At 61.5% G+C, this 20,280-nt stretch carries 15 protein-coding genes; 1 reads left to right on the top strand and 14 read right to left on the bottom strand.

Annotated features, from left to right (window positions below; genetic code table 11):
- Positions 1-41 precede the first annotated feature (41 nt).
- From KIP88_RS06070 to aceE, 5 genes are read right to left on the bottom strand one after another with little or no spacing between them, the layout of a single operon-like run.
- Positions 42-1,412: a dicarboxylate/amino acid:cation symporter gene (locus KIP88_RS06070; RefSeq protein WP_214486951.1), complete on the bottom strand. Its 1,371-nt coding sequence runs from the start codon at positions 1,410-1,412 to the stop codon at positions 42-44.
- 25 nt (positions 1,413-1,437) lie between these two features.
- Positions 1,438-2,412 carry a TAXI family TRAP transporter solute-binding subunit gene (locus tag KIP88_RS06065; protein ID WP_214486950.1) on the bottom strand — a complete coding sequence of 325 codons (975 nt, stop codon included), beginning with the start codon at positions 2,410-2,412 and terminating at the stop codon, positions 1,438-1,440.
- A gap of 54 nt (positions 2,413-2,466) precedes the next feature.
- On the bottom strand, positions 2,467-4,218 hold the full coding sequence (gene lpdA, locus KIP88_RS06060) for a dihydrolipoyl dehydrogenase (RefSeq protein WP_214486949.1): 1,752 nt from the start codon (positions 4,216-4,218) through the stop codon (positions 2,467-2,469).
- A gap of 16 nt (positions 4,219-4,234) precedes the next feature.
- The gene (locus KIP88_RS06055) at positions 4,235-5,800 is read right to left on the bottom strand and encodes a dihydrolipoyllysine-residue acetyltransferase (protein ID WP_214486948.1); all 1,566 of its coding nucleotides are present in this window, start codon (positions 5,798-5,800) and stop codon (positions 4,235-4,237) included.
- Between the two features lie 24 nt (positions 5,801-5,824).
- Positions 5,825-8,512: a pyruvate dehydrogenase (acetyl-transferring), homodimeric type gene (aceE, locus tag KIP88_RS06050; protein WP_214486947.1), complete on the bottom strand. Its 2,688-nt coding sequence runs from the start codon at positions 8,510-8,512 to the stop codon at positions 5,825-5,827.
- Between the two features lie 557 nt (positions 8,513-9,069).
- Here aceE and lipA point away from each other — a divergent pair.
- Positions 9,070-10,038: a lipoyl synthase gene (gene lipA, locus KIP88_RS06045; RefSeq protein WP_214486946.1), complete on the top strand. Its 969-nt coding sequence runs from the start codon at positions 9,070-9,072 to the stop codon at positions 10,036-10,038.
- A 327-nt stretch (positions 10,039-10,365) separates the two neighbouring features.
- On the opposite strand, the gene KIP88_RS06040 is transcribed toward lipA, so the two are convergent.
- The 9 genes from KIP88_RS06040 to KIP88_RS06000 all read right to left on the bottom strand — a co-directional run bounded on the left by KIP88_RS06040 (position 10,366) and on the right by KIP88_RS06000 (position 19,979).
- Entirely contained in the window at positions 10,366-11,121 is a 756-nt protein-coding gene (locus KIP88_RS06040) for an SDR family NAD(P)-dependent oxidoreductase (protein WP_214486945.1), read from the bottom strand.
- A gap of 60 nt (positions 11,122-11,181) precedes the next feature.
- A complete protein-coding gene (locus tag KIP88_RS06035; protein WP_214486944.1) occupies positions 11,182-12,696 on the bottom strand; it encodes an amidase in 1,515 nt (504 codons plus the stop codon).
- Positions 12,697-12,737: 41 nt separating this feature from the next.
- On the bottom strand, positions 12,738-13,445 hold the full coding sequence (locus KIP88_RS06030) for an ABC transporter ATP-binding protein (RefSeq protein WP_214486943.1): 708 nt from the start codon (positions 13,443-13,445) through the stop codon (positions 12,738-12,740).
- On the bottom strand, positions 13,442-14,164 hold the full coding sequence (locus KIP88_RS06025; RefSeq protein ID WP_214486942.1) for an ATP-binding cassette domain-containing protein: 723 nt from the start codon (positions 14,162-14,164) through the stop codon (positions 13,442-13,444). The genes KIP88_RS06030 and KIP88_RS06025 overlap by 4 nt, the downstream gene beginning before the upstream one ends.
- Positions 14,164-15,174, bottom strand: coding sequence for a branched-chain amino acid ABC transporter permease (locus tag KIP88_RS06020; RefSeq protein WP_374226432.1), 1,011 nt, complete (start codon positions 15,172-15,174; stop codon positions 14,164-14,166). The genes KIP88_RS06025 and KIP88_RS06020 overlap by 1 nt, the downstream gene beginning before the upstream one ends.
- A 62-nt stretch (positions 15,175-15,236) precedes the next feature.
- Positions 15,237-16,103 (bottom strand): branched-chain amino acid ABC transporter permease, encoded by an 867-nt coding sequence (locus KIP88_RS06015; protein ID WP_214486941.1) that lies wholly within the window; start codon positions 16,101-16,103, stop codon positions 15,237-15,239.
- 39 nt (positions 16,104-16,142) lie between these two features.
- Positions 16,143-17,366 (bottom strand): ABC transporter substrate-binding protein, encoded by a 1,224-nt coding sequence (locus KIP88_RS06010; RefSeq protein ID WP_214486940.1) that lies wholly within the window; start codon positions 17,364-17,366, stop codon positions 16,143-16,145.
- A gap of 30 nt (positions 17,367-17,396) precedes the next feature.
- Complete coding sequence (locus KIP88_RS06005; protein WP_214486939.1) at positions 17,397-18,395, bottom strand: acetamidase/formamidase family protein; 999 nt, start codon at positions 18,393-18,395, stop codon at positions 17,397-17,399.
- Positions 18,396-18,461: 66 nt separating this feature from the next.
- Complete coding sequence (locus KIP88_RS06000) at positions 18,462-19,979, bottom strand: amidase (RefSeq protein ID WP_214486938.1); 1,518 nt, start codon at positions 19,977-19,979, stop codon at positions 18,462-18,464.
- Between the last annotated feature and the right edge of the window lie 301 nt (positions 19,980-20,280).

Raw genomic sequence — 20,280 nt, 5'->3', positions numbered from 1 at the left:
CTCGTTTAGCGTTCCCTGCGCTTCCGCTTCCGTTTTCAAGGTCAAGCAACGACTGGTCGAGGCGCGCCTGCCTCTATCTCGTCATCCGCAATCTTTACGGACTCCGGATCGTCTGCTTCGACATCCCGCTCCTGGTTCAGACGCTGATGGAGCATTCTTTCATCGAGCGCCCCTTCCCATTTGGCGACGACGACTGTCGCAACGCCGTTTCCTATGAGGTTGGTGAGCGCGCGCGCCTCCGACATGAAGCGGTCAATGCCAAGGATCAAGGCGATGCTCGCGACCGGAATCGTCCCGACGGATGCGAGTGTTGCGGCCAGAACGATGAAGCCGGATCCCGTGACACCAGCGGCGCCCTTGGATGTAAGGAGCAGAACGCCAATGATGCCGAGCTCTTGCCAGATCGTCAGCTCCGTACCGGTCGCCTGCGCCAGGAAGATCGCGGCCATTGTCAGGTAAATACAAGTGCCATCGAGGTTGAACGAATAGCCGGTCGGAATGACCAAACCGACGACCGACTTCTCGCAGCCAAGATTTTCACACTTGGCGATCATGCGCGGCAGTACGGATTCCGACGACGAAGTGCCAAGCACGATCAGGAGTTCTTCCTTGATATAACGGATGAACTTGAAGATCGAGAAACCGCTAAGGGCAGCAACGGAGCCGAGCACGACGAAGACGAACAACAAGCATGTTACGTAAAACGCCAACATGAAGTTTCCCAACGAAATTAGCGTCGCCACGCCATACTTGCCGATGGTGAACGCCATGGCGCCGAACGCTCCGATCGGCGCAACTTTCATGATGTAGCCCACGATCTTGAAGAACACGTGGCTCACGACATCAATCAGCCGCAGCACGCCCTCACCGTGTTGACCGAGAGCTTGCAACCCAAATGCAAACAAGATCGCAAAGAACAACACCTGTAAGATTTCGCCATTGGCAAAAGCGCCGACGACCGTCGACGGGATGATGTCCATCAAAAACTGGACCGTGCCCTGGTCCTTCGCTTTTGCGGTGAAGGCCGCGATCGATTTTGTGTCGACGGTCGACAGATCGACGTTCATGCCTGCGCCAGGCTTCCACAAATTGATAACGATGAGTCCGATGATCAGCGCAGCCGTCGTTAGCACTTCGAAATAGATCAATGCCTTCAAACCAACACGCCCGACCTTCTTCATGTCGCGCATGCTGGCAATCCCATGCACAACCGTGAAGAAGATGATCGGGGCGATGATCATCTTGATGCATTTGATGAACGCATCGCCGAGCGGCTTCATCTGCTCGCCAAGCTGCGGATAAAAATGGCCTAGTAATATGCCGGCTGTGATTGCAGCCAGAACCTGCACATAGAGGTGCTGATACCATTTTGCGGAATGGTGACCGCCTGTCGTTGCTGCTGCTGTTGCCATATCTCATTCCTCCCTTAATTTTTTCTCAGTCCGCATGCACAACCCCAGGCGTAAGCCTGCTGCGATACCAACTGACCGCGCCGCCATGCAGCGGAATGAAGTTGTTGCGCGTGATGTTCGAGGGGATCGTTTCCGCCGCCGCCGGATGAAATTCGATCATCCGCTCGTTATTGGCGAACACTGTGTTGACGATGGCTGTGACCAGATCGTCCGGCAAATCCTTATGCGCAACGGCAAAATTGAACAGGCCGACCGTGTCGTAACGGCGCCGCAAGGTGGGATACGTACCTGCCGCGACAACGGATGCGGAGAGTTCCGGCATCGTCAGGCGCAGCGTTGCGATCTCCTGCCGCGTGAGAGGCAGGTAGCGCACCTTCGCCTTTCGCTCTATGTCGATAAGCATCGGAGCCGGTACGCCGGCGCCGACCGCGAGCGCATCGATGGTTCGTGCCACCGACTTCTCCGCGAGTTCCGCCCAATCGCCGTGAACCAGGGTGGCCTCGATCTTCAGCGCCTTGAGGAACTCGGGAAAGTAGGCGGCGGTGGTGCCGCCCTCGGGCCCGACACCGATACGTTTGCCGGCGAAGTCGGCAAACGATTGAATCGGCGAGTCACCGAGCACCTGAAACTGAAACGGCGTATCGTACATCGCGAACATGGCGCGCATGTTTCGGTATTGCCGCCCATCGGTCCAGGCGGCGCTGCCGTTCCAGGCTTGCAACGCCACGCCTTGTGTGACGAAGGCCAGCTGAATTTCACCGGTCTCAAGCAGCTTGATATTATCGACCGGGCCGCCGGTTGGTCGCGCCACCACCGCGATGCCGAGTTCTCGCGAGAGCAATCGAGCCAGCCCTTCGCCATAGACATAATAAGTGCCGCCTTCCGACGCAGTGCCGAGCGTGAGCACCTGCGGCCAATGCGCCTCGCGCGCCGACGCCAATTTGGGCGGAAGCAGAACAAATGCGAGAAGGATAAGAACTCGCCACGTTCTTGAAACCATGACTGTCTCCCTCATTTCAACCGCGCCCTGACTGTACGCCGCTTTACTTCACAGTCACTTTTTCTTTTGCGGCGGCAGGTCCGTGCAGTGGCCCTCGAACACCTCGGCCGCCATGCCGATGGACTCGCCGAGTGTGGGATGCGGGTGAATGGTCTTGCCGATATCGGCCGGCTCGCAGCCCATCTCGATCGCAAGGCAGATCTCGCTGATGAGATCGCCGGCATGCGTGCCGACGATGCCGCCGCCGATGACGCGGTGCGTCGTGGTGTCGAACAGCAGCTTGGTAAAACCCTCGTCGCGGCCGTTGGCGATGGCGCGGCCGGAGGCCGCCCACGGAAAGACCGCCTTGCCGACCTTGAGTCCCTCGGCCTTGCACTGCTCCTCCGTCTTGCCGGCCCAGGCGACTTCGGGATCGGTATAGGCGACGGAAGGAATCTGCCGGGCGTCAAAGTACGACTTCTCGCCATGCGCGACTTCGGCGGCCACATGGGCTTCATGCACGGCCTTGTGCGCCAGCATCGGCTGGCCGACGATGTCTCCGATCGCGAAGATGTGCGCCACGTTGGTGCGCATCTGCTTGTCGACGTCGATGAAACCTCGATCGGTCACCGCGATTCCGGCCTTTTCGGCGCCGATCTTCTTGCCGTTCGGGCTTCGGCCGACTGACACGAGAACGAGATCATAGACCTGCGGCCCAGCGGGCGCCTGCTCGCCCTCGAAGCTCACCTCGATCCCGGCCTCGGTCGCCTTCGCGCCCACCGTCTTGGTCTTCTGCATGACCTTGTCGAAACGGCCGGCGTTCATCTTCTCCCAGACCTTGACCAGATCACGGTCGGCTCCCTGCATCAGTCCGTCGAGCATTTCGACGACGTCAATGCGAGCACCGAGCGTCGAATAGACCGTCGCCATCTCGAGACCGATGATGCCGCCGCCGATCACCAGCATGCGCTTGGGGATTGATTTCAGTTGCAGCGCGCCGGTCGAATCGACGATGCGCGGATCCTCTGGCAGGAACGGCAGCTTCACGGCCTGGCTGCCGGCAGCGATGATGGCGTTGGTAAACTTGACCGTCTTCTTGCCTCCGGCCGAGACAATTTCGAGATGATGCGGGTCGAGGAAGGCGCCGACGCCGGTCGCAACCTCGACCTTGCGGGCCTTCGCCATGCCGGCAAGGCCGCCCGTCAGCTTTTTGATCACGCCATCCTTGAACGCGCGCAGCTTGCCGAGGTCGATCTGCGGCGCGCCAAAGGAAATGCCATGGTCGGGGAGATGCCTGACCTCGTCGACCACGGACGCCGTATGCAGCAGCGCCTTGCTCGGGATGCAGCCGACGTTGAGACACACGCCTCCGAGCGTATCGTAACGCTCGACCAGCACCGTCTTCATGCCGAGATCGGCGGCGCGGAAGGCGGCCGAGTAGCCACCGGGGCCGGCGCCCAGCACCAGCATGTCGCATTCGATATCCGCCTTGCCTGAATAGGATGCTGCGGAAGGCACAGCCGGCGGCGGGCTGGCAGTCGCCGCCGGCTGCGCTGCTGGCGCGGGCGTCGACGCGGCAGCGGCGCCTGCAGCCTCCAGCACGAGGATGGTCGATCCTTCGCTCACCTTGTCGTCGACCTTGACCCTTACCTCCTTCACGACGCCGGCGTGGGAAGATGGAATCTCCATCGATGCCTTGTCGGACTCAACCATGATGAGGCTGGTGTCGACCGCGACGGTCTCGCCCGGCTTCACCAAGACCTCGATCACCGCGACGTCCTTGAAGTCACCGATATCGGGAACCTTCACTTCGATCTGCTGAGCCATGCTGCTTCCCCCGATCTCAGAACAGCACGCGCCGCAGATCGGCGAGCACGCTTGCGAAGTAGACGTTGAAGCGCGCGGCCGCCGCACCGTCGATGACACGGTGGTCCCAGGACAGCGACAGCGGCAGCGTCAGCCGCCAGTTCGACGTCTTGCCGTCGGGGGAGTGCTGCTTCCAGTAACCCTTGCAGACGCCCATGATCGCGACTTCGGGCGCGTTGATGATCGGCGTAAAATAGATGCCGCCGATGCCGCCGAGCGAGGAGATCGAGAAAGTCCCGCCCTGCATCTGGTCGGGCTTGATCTTGCCTTCGCGCGCGAGTTTGGCGAGGGCGTTCATCTCCTTGGCAATCTCCGGCACCGATTTCTTGTCGGCGTCGCGGATCACAGGCACCATCAGGCCGTTCGACGTATCAGCGGCAAAGCCGATGTGCCAGTAGTTCTTGTAGACGAGCGCGTCGCCGTCGAGGCTCGCATTGAACTCCGGGAATTTTTGCAGCGTTGCTACCGCGGCCTTCACCATGAACGGCAGCAGCGAGAGCTTCACGCCGCTCTTCTCCAGTTCCTTGTTCATCGTCACCCGGAATTGTTCGAGATCGGTGATGTCAGCCTCGTCGTGGGTCGTGACGTGCGGGATGACGACCCAGTTGCGGTGAAGATTGGCCGCGGAAATCTTCTTGATCCGGCCGAGTTCCTTGCGCTCGACCGGCCCGAATTTTGCGAAATCAACCTTGGGCCAGGGCAGAAGGTCTATGCCGCCCAAGCCGCTTCCGCTTGCGGCCGCTGCTTGCGGCCTGGCAGAGGGTGCCTCACCTTTGCCGAAGGCTTCGACGTCTTCACGCAGAATACGGCCGTGATTGCCTGAGCCCTTGACCTTGCCGAGATCGACGCCCAGTTCGCGCGCCAGCTTGCGTACGGCCGGACCGGCATAGGCGAGCGCGAAACTTTTTTCGTCAAGGGCGCCGACCACCGCCGTTCCTGCGGCGATGGCCGGCGAGGATGCAGGCGGCGACACGGGAGGGATGTCGGCCTGCAAAGGTGCTGCCCCAGTTGCGAGCGATAGGATGATCGAGCCCTCACTGACCTTGTCGCCGGTCTTGACCTTGATCTCGCGCACGATGCCCGCGAGGGGCGCCGGCACTTCCATCGTCGCCTTGTCCGACTCGAGCGCGATCAGCGGATCCTCCGCCTTCACGCTGTCGCCGGCCTTTACGAAGATCTCGATGACCGGAACGTCCTTGAAGTCGCCTATGTCAGGGACGCGCACCTCGGCGACTCCGGCCGGTGCGTTGACCGGCGATGGCGGAGCGCTGACGACCGGGCGTGCCTCGGCCTGCTCTGCGCCGGCGCCCTCGAACTGCACAACCAGCGTGCCTTCGCTTACCATGTCGCCAACCTTCACGGCCACCGACTTCACCACGCCATCGCGTGGCGACGGCACCTCCATGGTCGCCTTGTCGGACTCCAGCGAAACCAGGGGATCCTCGGCCTTCACCTTGTCGCCCGGCTTGACGAAGACCTCGATCACCGGGACGTCCTTGAAGTCACCGATGTCGGGAACCTTGATGTCGATCAGACCACTCATCGCTCTGTCCTCGGCTCCGCTGGCTCACACGGTCCAGGGCGCAGCACGCCCGGCGTCGATTTTGTATTTGGCGATGGCCTCAGCCACGATTGCCGGCTTGATCGCCCCGTCGTCGGCGAGCGCCTTGAGCGCAGCGATTGCGACGTAATGCCGGTCGACCTCGAAGAATTTCCGCAGCTTCACGCGATAGTCGCTGCGGCCAAAACCGTCCGTGCCGAGCACGACGTATCGACGGCCGGCGGCCTGCACATATTCCCGGATCTGATCGGGGTAGTTGCGCATGTAGTCGGTGGAGGCCACGACCGGCCCGGGATGTCCGTCCAGCTGCGTCTCCACCCAGCTCTTGCGGCGCGGCTCGGTCGGATGCAGCAGGTTCCAGCGTTCCGACGCCATGCCGTCACGGCGCAGTTCGTTGAAGCTGGTCGCGCTCCAGATGTCGGCAGTGACGCCGAAATCCGCCTTGAGCAGATCGGCGGCCGCGATCACCTCGCGCAGGATCGTGCCCGAGCCGACGAGCTGGACGCGAAGCCCCTTCTTTGGCGTCTCGCCGCCACTTTTCAGGAGATAGAGCCCCTTGAGAATTCCCTCCTCCGCTCCCTTGCCGGCGTCGGCGAGGGCCGGATGCGGATAGTTCTCGTTCATCAGGGTGATGTAGTAGTAGACGTCCTCCTGCACCTCGTACATTCGCCGCATGCCTTCGCGGACGATCGTCACGACCTCATAGGCAAAGGTCGGGTCGTAGGACACGCAGTTCGGTATGGTGGCGGCGAGGACATGGCTGTGGCCATCCTCATGCTGCAACCCCTCGCCGTTGAGCGTGGTGCGGCCTGCGGTGCCGCCGAGCAGGAATCCGCGGGCACGCATGTCGCCGGCGAGCCAGGCGAGGTCGCCGACGCGCTGCAGGCCGAACATCGAATAGTAGATATAGAACGGAATCATCGGCACGTTGTTCGTGCTGTAGGACGTCGCCGCGACGATCCAGCTCGACATGGCGCCGCCTTCGTTGATGCCCTCCTGCAGGACCTGCCCGCTCTTGTCCTCGCGATAGTACATCAGTTGATCGGCGTCCTGCGGCCGGTAGAGCTGGCCAACCGATGAATAGATGCCGAGTTGGCGGAACATGCCTTCCATGCCGAAGGTCCGGGATTCGTCCGGCACGATCGGCACAATGTGCTTGCCGATCGCCTTGTCGCGCACGAGGGTACCGAGCATCTGCACGAACGCCATCGTCGTCGAGATTTCACGGTCGCCGGTGGCGTCGAGCAGCCGCTGGAATGTCGACAGCGGCGGAATTTGTAAGGACGTGGATTTGCGCCTGCGCTGCGGCAGGCTGCCGCCGAGCTTTTCGCGCTGTGCGCGGAAATACTTCATCTCCGGGCTGTCTTCCGGCAGGCGGAGGAAAGGAACCTTCGCCAGATCATCGTCGGCGACCGGCACCTGAAAACGGTCGCGGAAGCCGCGCAGCGCGTCCTGCGTCATCTTCTTCGCCTGATGCGCGATCATCTGGCCTTCGCCGGACTCGCCCATGCCGTAGCCCTTGACCGTCTTTGGCAGAATGACCGTCGGCTGGCCCTTATGATTCACTGCGGCCGTATAGGCCGCAAAGACCTTCTCCGGATCATGTCCGCCGCGCGCGAGCTTCCAGATCTCGTCGTCGCTCATGTCAGCGACGAGCTGTTTCAATTCATCGTACTTGCCGAAAAAATGTTCGCGGATATAGGCGCCGCTCTTGCTCTTGAAATCCTGGTACTCGCCGTCGACGCACTCTTCCATGCGCTTCAGCAGCAATCCGCTCTTGTCCTTTTCGAGCAGGCGATCCCAACCCGAACCCCACAGCACCTTGATGACGTTCCAGCCGGCGCCGCGGAAAACGCTTTCGAGCTCCTGGACGATCTTGCCGTTGCCGCGAACGGGCCCGTCGAGCCGCTGGAGGTTACAGTTGATGACGAAAATCAGATTGTCGAGATTTTCGCGACCTGCGAGCGAAATCGCGCCGAGCGATTCCGGCTCGTCCGTTTCGCCGTCGCCCATAAAGGCCCAGACCTTGCGATTTGATGTCTCGGCCAGCTTGTGGTTCTGGAGATACTTCAGGAACCGCGCCTGATAGATCGCCACCAAGGGCCCCAGTCCCATCGACACCGTCGGGAACTGCCAGAAGTCCGGCATCAGCCACGGGTGCGGATAGCTCGACAAGCCCTGGCCGCCGGTCTCCTGCCTGAAGCCGAGAAGCTGCTCCTCGCTCAGCCGTCCTTCGAGAAAGGCGCGCGCATAGATGCCGGGCGAGCAGTGTCCCTGCACGAAAATCAGATCGCCGCCATGGCCGTCGGTCGGCGCATGCCAGAAATGGCCGTAGCCGATATCGTAGAGCGTGGCAGCCGACTGAAAGCTCGCGATATGACCGCCGAGCTCCGAACTTTCCTTGTTGGCGCGCAGAACGATGGCAAGAGCGTTCCACCGGATGATCGAGCGAAGCTTGTGCTCGATCGCACGATCGCCCGGCAGCGCCGGCTGCCGATCCGGCGGGATCGTGTTGCAGTAGGGTGTTGTCAGCGACTGCGCTATCTGAAGCCTGTCACGGCGCGCGGCGTCAATAACCGCGTTGACGACGAACTCGGCTCGTTCGTTGCCGCGATGACCGCGGACCGCCGACAAGGCGTCCAGCCATTCCCGGGTTTCCTGCGGATCCAGATCCTGCGCGTCCGCTACCTTCATTACGCTCTCCATTGCAGGCCAAGCCGAAAACAGGCGTCAACGTTCATTGCGCTCCGCGTACTGCGGAAACCGCGCAATGCCACACAGGCGATATCGCCCGGCGCTCTAGGTCATCAGTTGAATACTGGCTGGCATCTGAACGTCCCCTCGCGTTGTTTGTTCTCGAGCTGTCGCTTCTTTTGCGGATAGCTTCTTTTGCAGATACCCGTGCAGCATTCGTGCCAGACCACGAAGGGCACCACGGTTCGCGTGCATGTCATTCATTTTGCTTGATATTGCGATGCAAGCCGCCGCGTCTCGCGATGCGACCGGTCCGGATCTGTCTGATGCTCCGGAAAACCAACCGGACGGGCCACACGAAATGTCGGACCGGCGCGGCGGCGGGTTCCAAGTGCGAGGTTCGAAGCCGGAAACCGGCCTGCGCGCTCGAAGCGAAAGCGCCCGCAACGCAGCGTCCGGTCACGACGGGGTCGCTGCTGGGAAACAAAGAATCGAATTGACGAAGTTCGCTTGGATAGCTGAATGTCCGCAACCGGCGCATTCACGAGGCTGACCAAATGACCGTCGTACTCGATCTCCTTAACAACGATCCGAGAACGAAGATGCGGCCCGACATGCCGCGTCATCCCGAAAAGGCCAATCGCCCCGACACGCCCATGCAGAGCAAGCCTGCCTGGATTCGCGTGAAGGCTCCCGGCTCTGCCGAATGGGCCGAGACGAAGCGTATCGTGCGCGAGAACAAACTCGTGACTGTCTGCGAGGAAGCGAGCTGCCCCAACATTGGCGAGTGCTGGGCGAAGAAGCACGCGACCTTCATGATCATGGGCGATACGTGCACGCGCGCCTGCGCTTTCTGCAACGTTCGCACCGGTCTGCCCGGTCCGCTCGACGCCGATGAACCGGTCAAGGTCGCCGAAGCAGTTGCCAAGCTGGGACTGGAGCATGTCGTCGTCACCTCGGTCGATCGCGACGACCTTGCCGACGGAGGCGCCGCCCATTTCGCTGCGACGATTGCGGCCATCCGCGCTGCAAGCCCGGGTACGACGGTCGAAATCCTGACGCCAGATTTTCTACGCAAGAAGGGCGCGCTCGAAACGGTCGTTGCGGCGAAACCCGACGTGTTCAACCATAACCTGGAGACGGTGCCGTCGAAATATCTGACGGTACGGCCCGGCGCGCGCTATTTCCATTCGGTCCGGCTGCTGCAGCGCGTGAAGGAACTCGACGCACAGATCTTCACCAAGTCCGGGATCATGGTGGGCCTCGGCGAAGAGCGCAGCGAAGTGCTGCAATTGATGGACGACCTTCGTTCCGCCGACGTCGACTTCCTGACCATTGGCCAGTATCTCCAGCCCACGCGCAAGCACCATGCTGTCATGCGCTTCGTACCCCCTGACGAATTCGAGGCGTATGAGAAGGTCGCTTATGCCAAGGGCTTTCTGCTGGTGTCAGCCACGCCGCTGACACGCTCCTCGCACCACGCGGGCGATGACTTCCGCAAGCTGCGTGAGCGCCGGCGGGGCTAGCGATTGGTTGTGGTCGAGCCACACGTTCCGGTGCTCGACGATCAGGCCCGTGGTTAAAACCGAGCTCGTTAGCTCAGCAGAACCATCCCAACGTCTTCATCTTGCCTGCACCCTCTAACTAACTATTTAAAAAATTGACTTCTCGTTCCAAACCATCATGGGCAAGTTTGAGCTAGCTTCAGCCAATAACCTCTTGAGGTCATATCGACAATCAAGCGTCAGAAAGCATCACGCGTTGAAACTGCCGTAGCGGAGACGTTGAGCGAGCGCCAGCACACACGTCTTCCCGCCAAACGAGCTGCAAGCGAAACCCCGGTCAGCAGCTCGCTAGACGGCCTTTGTCAGAGCCCCATCGACGATGAGGTTGGTGCCGGAGATGCGGCTAGCTACCGGGCTCGCAAGGAACACCACGCCAGCGGCGACTTCCTGCGGCGTCCCCATGCGTCCGGTCGGATTGAGCGACATCGCCGTCTTGTAGAGATCGGGCATGCCGCGCTCGATATTCTGCCAGATGCCGCCTTCGAAATAGGTATTGCCCGGCGACACCGCGTTGACGCGGATGCCCTTGGCGATCAGTTGATTGCTGAGGCCCTTGGCGTAGTGGATCAAGGCCGCCTTGAACGCGCCATACGAACCGGCGGCGAAATCGACCTCGAAGCCCGACACGCTGGAGACGATAATGATCGAGGCCGATCTCGACTTTTCCAGATAGGGCACCGCGGCCGCGACGGAATTGACGGTATGCATCATGTCGGTGCGGAACGATTTCTCCCAGGTCTCGGGCGTATCGCCAACCGCCAGCGCGCTGACATTGCACACGATGGTATCGATGCCGCCGAGTTCGGCGGCGGCGCCATCAATCCAGCCCTTCAGCGCATCCGGGTCGGCGACATCAACCGCCCTGCCCCACGATTTGACGCCTTTCGCCAACAGGCTCTTCACGACATTACCGACCTCGTCGGCATTCCGCGCGCAGATCGCGACGTTGGCGCCCTCGGCTGCAAACAGCTCGGCGATCGCAAGCCCAATGCCCTTGCTACCGCCGGTCACGAGCGCGCGCTTTCCCTTTAGTCCGAGATCCATGGTCGCCTCCGTTGCTGGTGCGGCGGCCTGCTCGCATGCCGGCAGGCCGCCTCGGTCCGGTTACATCTTCCTCCAGTCGCCTGCGCCTTCGAACGCGGCGGCGGCCCGATAGATTGTCGGCTCGTCAAAATACTTGCCGATCAACATCAGCCCGACCGGCAGACCGTTGCTCATGCCACAGGGAAGGCTCATTGCCGGATGTCCGCTGGCGTTGAACGGCGCGGTGTTGGGAACCATTTCGAACGCGCGCTGGATATAGAGTTCGCGCGGCGCGTCCGGCGGCGGCAGCGGCGTCGCCTTCATGGGCAAGGTCGGCATCAACAGCAGGTCGTAATTGCTCATCGCCGCGTCATAGGTAGCGCGCAGCTTGCGGTTCAAATTCTGCGCCTTGGCGTAGAAGTGACCGCGATAGTGCTTTGTGAAATATTGGCCGAGCAGCATCGTGATCTTGAGACTGTCAGACAATTCGTCGGCGCGATGCTTCCAGGCCGAGTGGGCGTCAAGCAGCGTGGTATTGTAGAGACCGCGCCAATTCGTCCCCATGCCGTTGCCCTTCATCATGAACTCGGTGGCGCCTTCGGCGGCGATCGGCAACCAGATCGCGGGCGCCGCGAGATGCATCGGGATTGAGATTTCCTCGACGGTGGCGCCGAGCTTGCGGAACAGGTCGGCGCCCGCCTTGACCTTGGCATCGACGTCCGCCTCCGAGCTCGGATGCCCAAAGCCTTCCTTGACGACGCCGATACGCAATCCCCTGACGCCGCCGCCGATCTCGTCGGTATACTTCGCAACCCTGAGCGCGCCTTGGCGGGGATCGAGTCCATCCGCACCCGCCAGCACCTCCAGCAGCAGCGCGTTGTCGCGGACATTGGCCGTCATCGGGCCCGTGTGATCGATCGTGAGCTCGATCGGCATCACGCCGGTATAAGGCACGAGGCCATAGGTGGCCTTCATCCCGTAAATGCCGCTGAAGGCCGCCGGAATGCGGATCGATCCGCCCTGGTCGCCACCGATCGCCATATCGGCCTCACCGGTCGCCACCACGACCGCACTGCCCGACGACGAGCCGCCCGCGGAGTAGCCCATCTTGTGCGGATTGTGGACCGGACCGGCAGCGCAGGTGTGGCTCCCGCCGGAGAAGCAGAAATATTCGCAATGGACCTTCCCGATGATGGTGCCGCCGGCATCGAGCATGCGGGTGACGATGGTCGCATCCGTCTCAGGCGTGTAGCCTTCGAGGGTCGAGGCGCCGTTCATCATGGGAACGCCGGCGAGGCAGATGTTGTCCTTCAGCGCGATGGTCTTGCCGGCAAGCTTGCCGCTGGGGGCGCCCTTGATCTCGGTCTTGACGTACCAGGCGTTGTATTTGTTCTCCTCGCCTTCCGGGCGATAGCCAGGCGTACGCGGATATTTCACCGCCGGAACATAGTCCGGCATGGCGTCGACCGCTTCGTAGGCAGCGTAGTTCGCCTGCATCAGGGCGTCGTAGGATTTGAGCTCTTCGTCGCCCATATGCATGCCGAGGTCTTCGGCGACGCTGCGCAGTTGATCGAGTGTGGGTCTCCTGACTGCCATGGCTTGGGTCTCCCTCTGATCATGCCCGCGAGAAGCGGGCTTTACGTTGCGATACCGACGAATTCTCCAACCAGACTTGCATCGCCCAGTTCGGCCGGCGCTACTTCCCGGGTGATCGCCCCCTTCTGGATGATAAGGATGCGTTGCGAGAGTGCGGCGATGAAGTCGAGATTCTGCTCGACCAGGATCATCGTGAGGCCGCGCTTGGCCCGCAAACGCTGCAGGGTCTCGACGATCTCGTCGATGATGGACGGCTGAATGCCCTCCGTCGGCTCATCCAGCAGAACCAGACGCGGGTCGCCGCAAAGGCAGCGCGCCATCGCCAATAGTTGCTGCTCGCCGCCCGAGAGTGCTCCGCCGGTGCGGTCGAGCAACGCCTTCAGGCGGGGAAACTCCTCCAGCACGGCGGCGATGATGTCCTCCTCGGCGCTATCCTGCGTGCTGCAGCCCATGCGCAGATTCTCGTAGACGGTAAGCCCAGGGAAGATCTCGCGGCCCTGCGGCACGTAGCCGAGCCCTAGCCGCGCGCGCCGATAAGGTTCGACCGTCGTGACGTCGTCATGGCCAAACATCACGCGCCCGCCGGTCGCCGGCAAAAAACCCATCAGCGCTTTCAGGAGCGTCGTCTTGCCCATGCCGTTGTGGCCGAGAATGCCGATGAATTCGCCCTCGTTGACGGAGAAGCTCACCCCGTTGAGAATCGGAATGCGGCCATATCCCGTTCGCAGTCCCTGTACATCGAGCATCATGCGGCCGCCTGTTTACCCAGATAGATGTCGCGCACCTGCGGATTGCGCATGATGCTTTCCACCGTATCCTCGACCAGCACGCTGCCCTGGTTGAACACGGTGACCTGTTTGGCGATCATGCGGATGAACTGCATGTCGTGCTCGACGACGATCAGCGCCTTGGTACGGTTGATCTCGCGCACCAGTTCGGCAGTTTTGTGGACCTCCTCATGCGTCATGCCGGCGGCGGGCTCGTCGAGCAGGATCAATTGAGGATCGGTGGCCAGTACGAGGCCGAGTTCGACCCATTGCCGCTGCCCATGGGCGAGCTGGCCGACCAGGCGCTCGGCTGCTTCGGTCAGGCCGACCCGTTCCAGCATCTCGTCGACGACGCGTTTGGTTTGCGCCCGAGAATGGATTCGGTTCGCCGCCAGCCAGATGTTTTCACGCACCGAGAGACCGTCGAACACGCTGGGGACCTGGGTCTTGATGCCGATGCCAAGCCGCGCGATCTCATGGGCGTGGGCGTAGGAGATCTCCTGGCCACGGAACAGGATGTGTCCATGAGTTGGTTGCAGCTGCCCGGTCAGCATCTTGAAGAAGGTGCTCTTGCCAGCGCCGTTCGGGCCGATAAGGCAGCGCAACTCCCCTTCGGCAAGCGAGAAGTCGACGTGGCGCACGGCACGAACACCGCCGAAATGCATGCTGAGATCCCGGGTCTGCAGCAGCGGCTCGGTCATCAGCCCTCCTCCGCCCGTTTGGGCTCCAGCCGCGTCTTGGCCCGCTTGCCGCGTGAAGACAGCAGCCATTGGCCGAGATCGCCGAGCGTGGGCACCAGCCCTTTCGGCACCAGCAATACGAAGGCGATCAGGATGATACCGAGGATCAACGGCGCATTGGCAAAGATCTTGGCCCACCAATCCGGGCCGCCGCTCGGCTGGTTGGCGCCGAGCGCGGTGGTGAGCCATTGAATGCCGATGCAGCCGACGATCGGACCGATCAGTGTGCCGCGCCCGCCGACAATCACCCAAATGATGATCTGCGCGGATTGGGCGAGGCCGAAGATCGTGGGGCTGACGAAATTTCCCCAATTGGCGAACAGGCAACCGGCAAATCCCGCAAGCGCACCGCCGATCGTGAAGGTCGCGAGCTTGTAGGCCCGCGGATCATAGCCCAGCAGTTCGGCGCGCCGTTCGTTTTCCCTTATGCCAACGATGATGCGGCCGAAGCGGCTCGCAAGCAGCAGCCGCAATCCGAAATAGGTTGCGAGGAGCGAAATGGTCGCAAGATAGAACATACCCTCGAGGTCGATCGGTGAAGCCTTGTTGCCGGGGAAATTGAGCGGCGGAATGCCGGGAATGCCGTTGAAGCCGCCGAGCCGCGCCGACCCGATGCGAAACTCCGGTCCCGCGGTGGAATTGACCGAATTGAACAGGATCAGCGTCACCGTCAGCGTGATGACGCCGAGATAGACGTCGCTGATGCGGCCATAGAACATGAAATAGCCCAGCAGCGCGGCGAAGGCGGCGGGCAGAACGATCGCAAGCAGCAGCGGAATCGTGCTCTCGCCGATGTTGAACACCGCGATGGCATAGGTGTAGGCGCCAAGGCCAAAGAAGGCCGATTGCCCGAAACAAAGGATGCCGCCATAGCCCCAGATCAGCGCCAGGCTGAGCGCCAGGATCGCCATGATCATGTAGACCGTGAGTTCCAGCACCACATCCAGTTCGAACAGACGCGGTATCAGCACCAGGAACGCGATGCCAATCACGGCGACGAGGCCGAGACCCAGAAGATTGAGCGCGCGGCCGTTCACAGCCCCCTCCGGAAGAAGCGGCCAGTGATGCCTTGCGGCAGCAGGCGGATCAGGACGATGGCGGCGCCGAGCAAGGCCACCTCGCCGAACACGGGCGTGGTGACGAAGGTAGCGATCTGATTGATCGTGCCGAACAGCGCGGACGCCGAAACCGTGCCGGTGAGGATAGCGGCGCCACCGCCGATCACCGTGATGAAGGATTTGGCGACATAGGCGACGCCGATGGTCGGAAACACGCCGGAGACCGGCGCCAGCACGGCGCCGGCGAGACCCGACAACGCGGCGCCGACGCCGAAAGTAATCGCGTAGACGCGGGGCGGATTGACACCCAGCGCCGCCGCCATGTTGGCGTTCTGCATCGTGCCACGGGCAATCAGCCCGAGCCGTGTCCAGCGCATCACGGCGAAGATCGCCGCCAGCACCACGGCCGCAACAGCGATCACGAACAGCGTGTAGGCGCTGGTGCGATAGGCGCCGATCTGGAAACTGCCGAGCGGCGCCGAAATGCCGACGGTGGTATTGCCGAAGATCGCCGTCGTCAGCCCGACCAGGAACAGGCTCAGGCCCCAGGTCGCGAGCATGGTGTCGATCATGCGACCATAGAGAAAGCGAATAATGGTTCGCTCGACGACGACACCGATGAGGCCGACCACGATTGGCGCGACCACCAGCATCGACAGCCAGATGTTGACGCCGTTGTTGGTCGCAACGATCGCCGCATAACCGCCGAGCATCAGGAACTCGCCATGGGCGAGATTGATGACGCGCATCATGCCGAAGATAATCGCCAGCCCGACGCTGATCAGCGCCAGACTGGCGATCGCGTAAAGGACCTGGATTGCCAGGAGAGCAACGAGATCCACGTTTACCTTTCCCAAGCAAGATCCGGGGCAGACCCGTCCTCAAATCTTGATCACGTATTGCTGGTTGTCGTTGGGGTTCTTGATGAGGTCGCAGACGGCGGCGGTATCGGCCGGCTTCTGCTGGGCGAAATCTTCGAGCACCTTGAGCTTCTTGTCGGTAACTTCGGCGATGTGCACGTCGAGCACGCAATGATGCGTCGGCGGATCGATCGTGACCTTGCCGGACGGCGCATCGATGCTGATCCCGGTTTCGAGAGCATCGATAACCTTGATCCGATCGACGCTCCCGGCCTTCTTGACCGCTTCTGCCCATAACCGGAACCCCTGGTAGGTTCCCATCGCAAGTTCGGTAATGTTTGGGTAATCGGCGCCAAACCGCTTGTGGAAGCTGGCGACAAATTTCTCGTTCACCGGGTTCTTCAGATCCTGGAAGTAGTTGTAGCAGACCAGCATGCCGTTGCATTCGTCGGGCGACAGCACGATGTGCTCGTTACCGACCGCAAAGGTGGTTGACGCCATCGGAATGCTCTTGCGCATGCCGGCCGCCGCCCATTGGCGGTAGAACGAGATGTGCGCACCGCCGACCAGCGCCGACCAGACGAAGTCGGGCTTCGCCGCCTGGATCTTGGAGATGGTCGGACCAAAATTGGTGACGTCGAGCGGGAAGAAGTCGATCGAGGGCACCTCGCCGCCATTTTCGGTGACGTATTTCTTCACCCATTGCGAGGTGATCTGGCCGTAGTTGTAGTCGGCCGCGATCACGTAAACCTTCTTGCCCCATTTCTTCATGGCGTGAGGCACCAGCTTTTCCACCGTCTGCGCCGGTGTCACGCCGGTATCGAACTGGTTGCGGTCGCAGACGCCACCCTCATATTGGGTGTTGTAGAAATACAGTGTCTTGAATTTGCCGAGCACCGGCCGGATTACCTCGCGGGAGGCCGAGGTGATGCCGCCATGGACCACCGCGACCTTGTCCTTCAGCGCCGCCTGCTGCGCGAACTGCGTGTAGAGCTGCATGTTGGACTGGGTGTCGTAGTTGATCAGCTTTATCTGCCGGCCCAGCAACCCGCCTGCCGCATTGGCTTCCTCGATGGCAAGGGTCAAGGCATCGACCATCGGCTTGCCGTAGATATCGAGGCCGCCGGAGAGATCGTGGATGCTGGCCACGTTGATTGGATCTTCCGCCCAGGCGCTGGAGGAAAACATCCCGGCGGCAGCGGTAGCAGCCGTACTTTGCAAAAACGTTCTGCGATCGACTCTCATGGCCCTGTCCTCCTCGCGGTTGCCGATGATTCATGAAATCAGGTATTTTTTCAGTATTGACGCGCCCATCGTGTATTTCGGGTCGACCATGTTGCCGAGCCGGATCCGTCCGGCCTGGCTGAGCAGCATGTAGGCGTCGATCTCGTCGAAGCCGTAGTCCGCGCTCATCCAGCGAACCAGTTCGCGATAGGCGATGCGCGCCGCATCTTCGAGCGGCCGGGCGCTGCCGATCGTCATGACAAAATCCTTTGTCTCAAGCCGCGGCCAGGCAAAGCTCCAGCCCTTGATGACGTCGATCTGCATCGTGACGGTGGCGCGCTGTTCGATCGCAACGCCCGACAATTCGCCATCGCCCTGGGCGGCGTGGCAATCGCCGACATAGAGAAAACCACCTTTGACATGCACGGGGAAGTACAGAATCGCGCCGGGCGCGACGTCCGGCAGGTCCATATTGCCGCCGTGATAATCCGGCTGCAGCGACGAGATCGCCTCGATCTCCGGCGAGATTCCAATGGTTCCGATAAACGGCTGATAAGGCAGCGTGATCTTGTCGCTCCAGCGCACGCCGTTCTTGTCGACGTGCATCACCCTCACCCGTTCGGGTAACGGCGGATTAAGCAACGCGGTGGACGCCGTTCCGACAAGGCCACCGAATTCCGGAATGATGCAGGTCTTGCCGGCCGGCTGCGCGCCCCTTGTCTCCACGGCATGAATATGCACAGCCAGACAATCGCCCTTCTCGATCCCGTTGACGGCAATCGGCCCGCATTGCGGATTGAGGAAGGGAAACTTCAACTTCGCCGTCGGGCTGTCCTGCTCGCTGGTGATGACGCCGCCGAAGGCGTCTTCGGTCTCGACCGCGACGACGTCGCCGGGATCGATGGTGAGAACCGGCTTCGTGTAAGGCCCATAGACGTAGTGGAAACTGCCCTGCCCCTCGATCGTGAGCTCGTGGCGCTTTCCAGCCTGGCCTTTGGCAAGGCCGCGCTTTGCCATGATCGAGGTCTTGAGCCAAAGGTCGTCGGTCATCGCGATATCCTCGAAGCTTGGCGACGATGCAAATCGCACGCCAAAGTCAGATTTGACTCGTTCGTCCTAGTTCAACTTCCAGTCTCCACCGGCCTCGATCGCCCGAGCCAGACGTATCAATGTCGTTTCCTCGAAGTGGCGCCCGACCAGCATCAGGCCGACCGGCAATCCATCGATGCGGCCGCAAGGCACGGTGAAGGCAGGATGGCCGGACACGTCGAACGAGCAGGTGTTGGCCTGCATGTTCAATGCGGTATCGATCACGGTATTCAGCGGCGCATCGGGCGGCGGGATCAGCGTTGCGGTAAAGGGAATGGTCGGCATCACCAGCGCATCGAACTTTTGCAGCGTTTCATCGTAGGCGCGACGCAGCAAAACCCGCAGATTTTGTGCCTTCGAATGATAGCGCCCATGATAATGCCGGTGCATGTACTCGCCGAGCATCAGCACCAGCTTGACGGTCGGCGACACGTCGTTGATCCGCGTTCCCATGCCGCGCGCAAGGGCCTCCTGCATCGATAGCGGATAGTAGCCCGGGACATTGTTGCCGACGCCATAGCCCTTGAGCATCATCTCGGCAGCGCCTTCCAGAATGATGCCGCTCCAGACATGCGGTCCATCGAGATGCCAGGGCACGGAGACCTCTTCGCTTGCGATGCCGGCCCGCCCGAGCGCCGCAATGGTTTGCCGCACCTTCTCGTTGACCGCGGGATCGCTCTCCGGGTGGCCAAATCCTTCGCGCAGCACGCCAATGCGCAGTCCCTTCGCGGGATTGCCGAGCGCGGCCATATAGTCGCCGGTGCGCGCTGCGATCGTTCGCGTATCCCAGCCGTCGTGGCCAGCGATAACGGTCAACAGGCGCGCGACGTCCTCAACCGACGCGCACATCGGACCGCAATGATCGACGGAGTAGCTGATCGGCATCGAGCCGGTGGTCGGCACCAGCCCCCAGGTCGGCTTCAGGCCATAAACGCCACACCAGCTTGACGGCGTACGGATCGAGCCGCCCTGGTCTCCGCCGAGCGCCATCGTTACTTCACCGGCCGCCACCAGCGCGGCGCTGCCACCGGACGAGCCGCCGGCACTGTGGCTCGGATTGTGGGGGTTGCGGATCACGCCGCCTGCGCAAGTATGGCTTGCCCCTGAAAAGCAGAGATCCTCGCATGCCGCCTTCCCGGCGATGGTGCCTCCGGCGTCGAGAATACGCGTCACCACGGTGGCATCGAGTTCGGGGACGTAGCCTTCAAGCAGTGCCGAGCCGTTCATCATCGGGACGCCCGCGACACAGATGTTGTCCTTGATCGCGACCTTCTTGCCGCTCAACAGTCCTTCCGCGCCGGTCTTGATATTCGTTTTCCAGTACCAGGCACCGTAAGGATTTTCCGATGCCGCAGGCCGGTAGCCCGGCGATCGCGGAGCAATCGGCGCCAGGGCTGGCGGCACCAATTCGTCCAACCGGCCGTAAGAGGCCAGCGGTCCCTTGAAGGCCTCCTGAAATCCAGCAATCTCGTCTGCGGTGAGAACGAGACCAAAGTCAGATCCGAGGCGATCAATCTGGTCCAGCGTCGGAAGGCGAACTGCCATGCCCATTTCCCGTCTTTGGGAGACAAAACGAAAAAAGCCATCCGCGGCCCGAAAAGGCCCCGAATGGCATCAATGCCGCTGATATCGATGGTCGCGTAGGTTACGATGCAGAACGAAACTTGGAAGTCTTCACTCAGACGTCATCGGCTGCGCGAGAACTCTTTCGCCATGCACGCGTTCACGTACCGAGATATTCTGTCTTAGCGTCGCCAGCCTTGTCAATGCGAAGCCAGCACGTTTTTTATGCTTGTGGCTCGAATGACGCGCAGCGCAGATTGATGATACAAGGGAACAAGGCCTG

Source organism: Bradyrhizobium sp. SRL28 (genome assembly GCF_018596315.1).
GTDB lineage: Bacteria > Pseudomonadota > Alphaproteobacteria > Rhizobiales > Xanthobacteraceae > Bradyrhizobium.
Note: the sequence above shows the minus strand (reverse complement) of the source record. Positions and strands in the feature narration are given on the sequence as shown.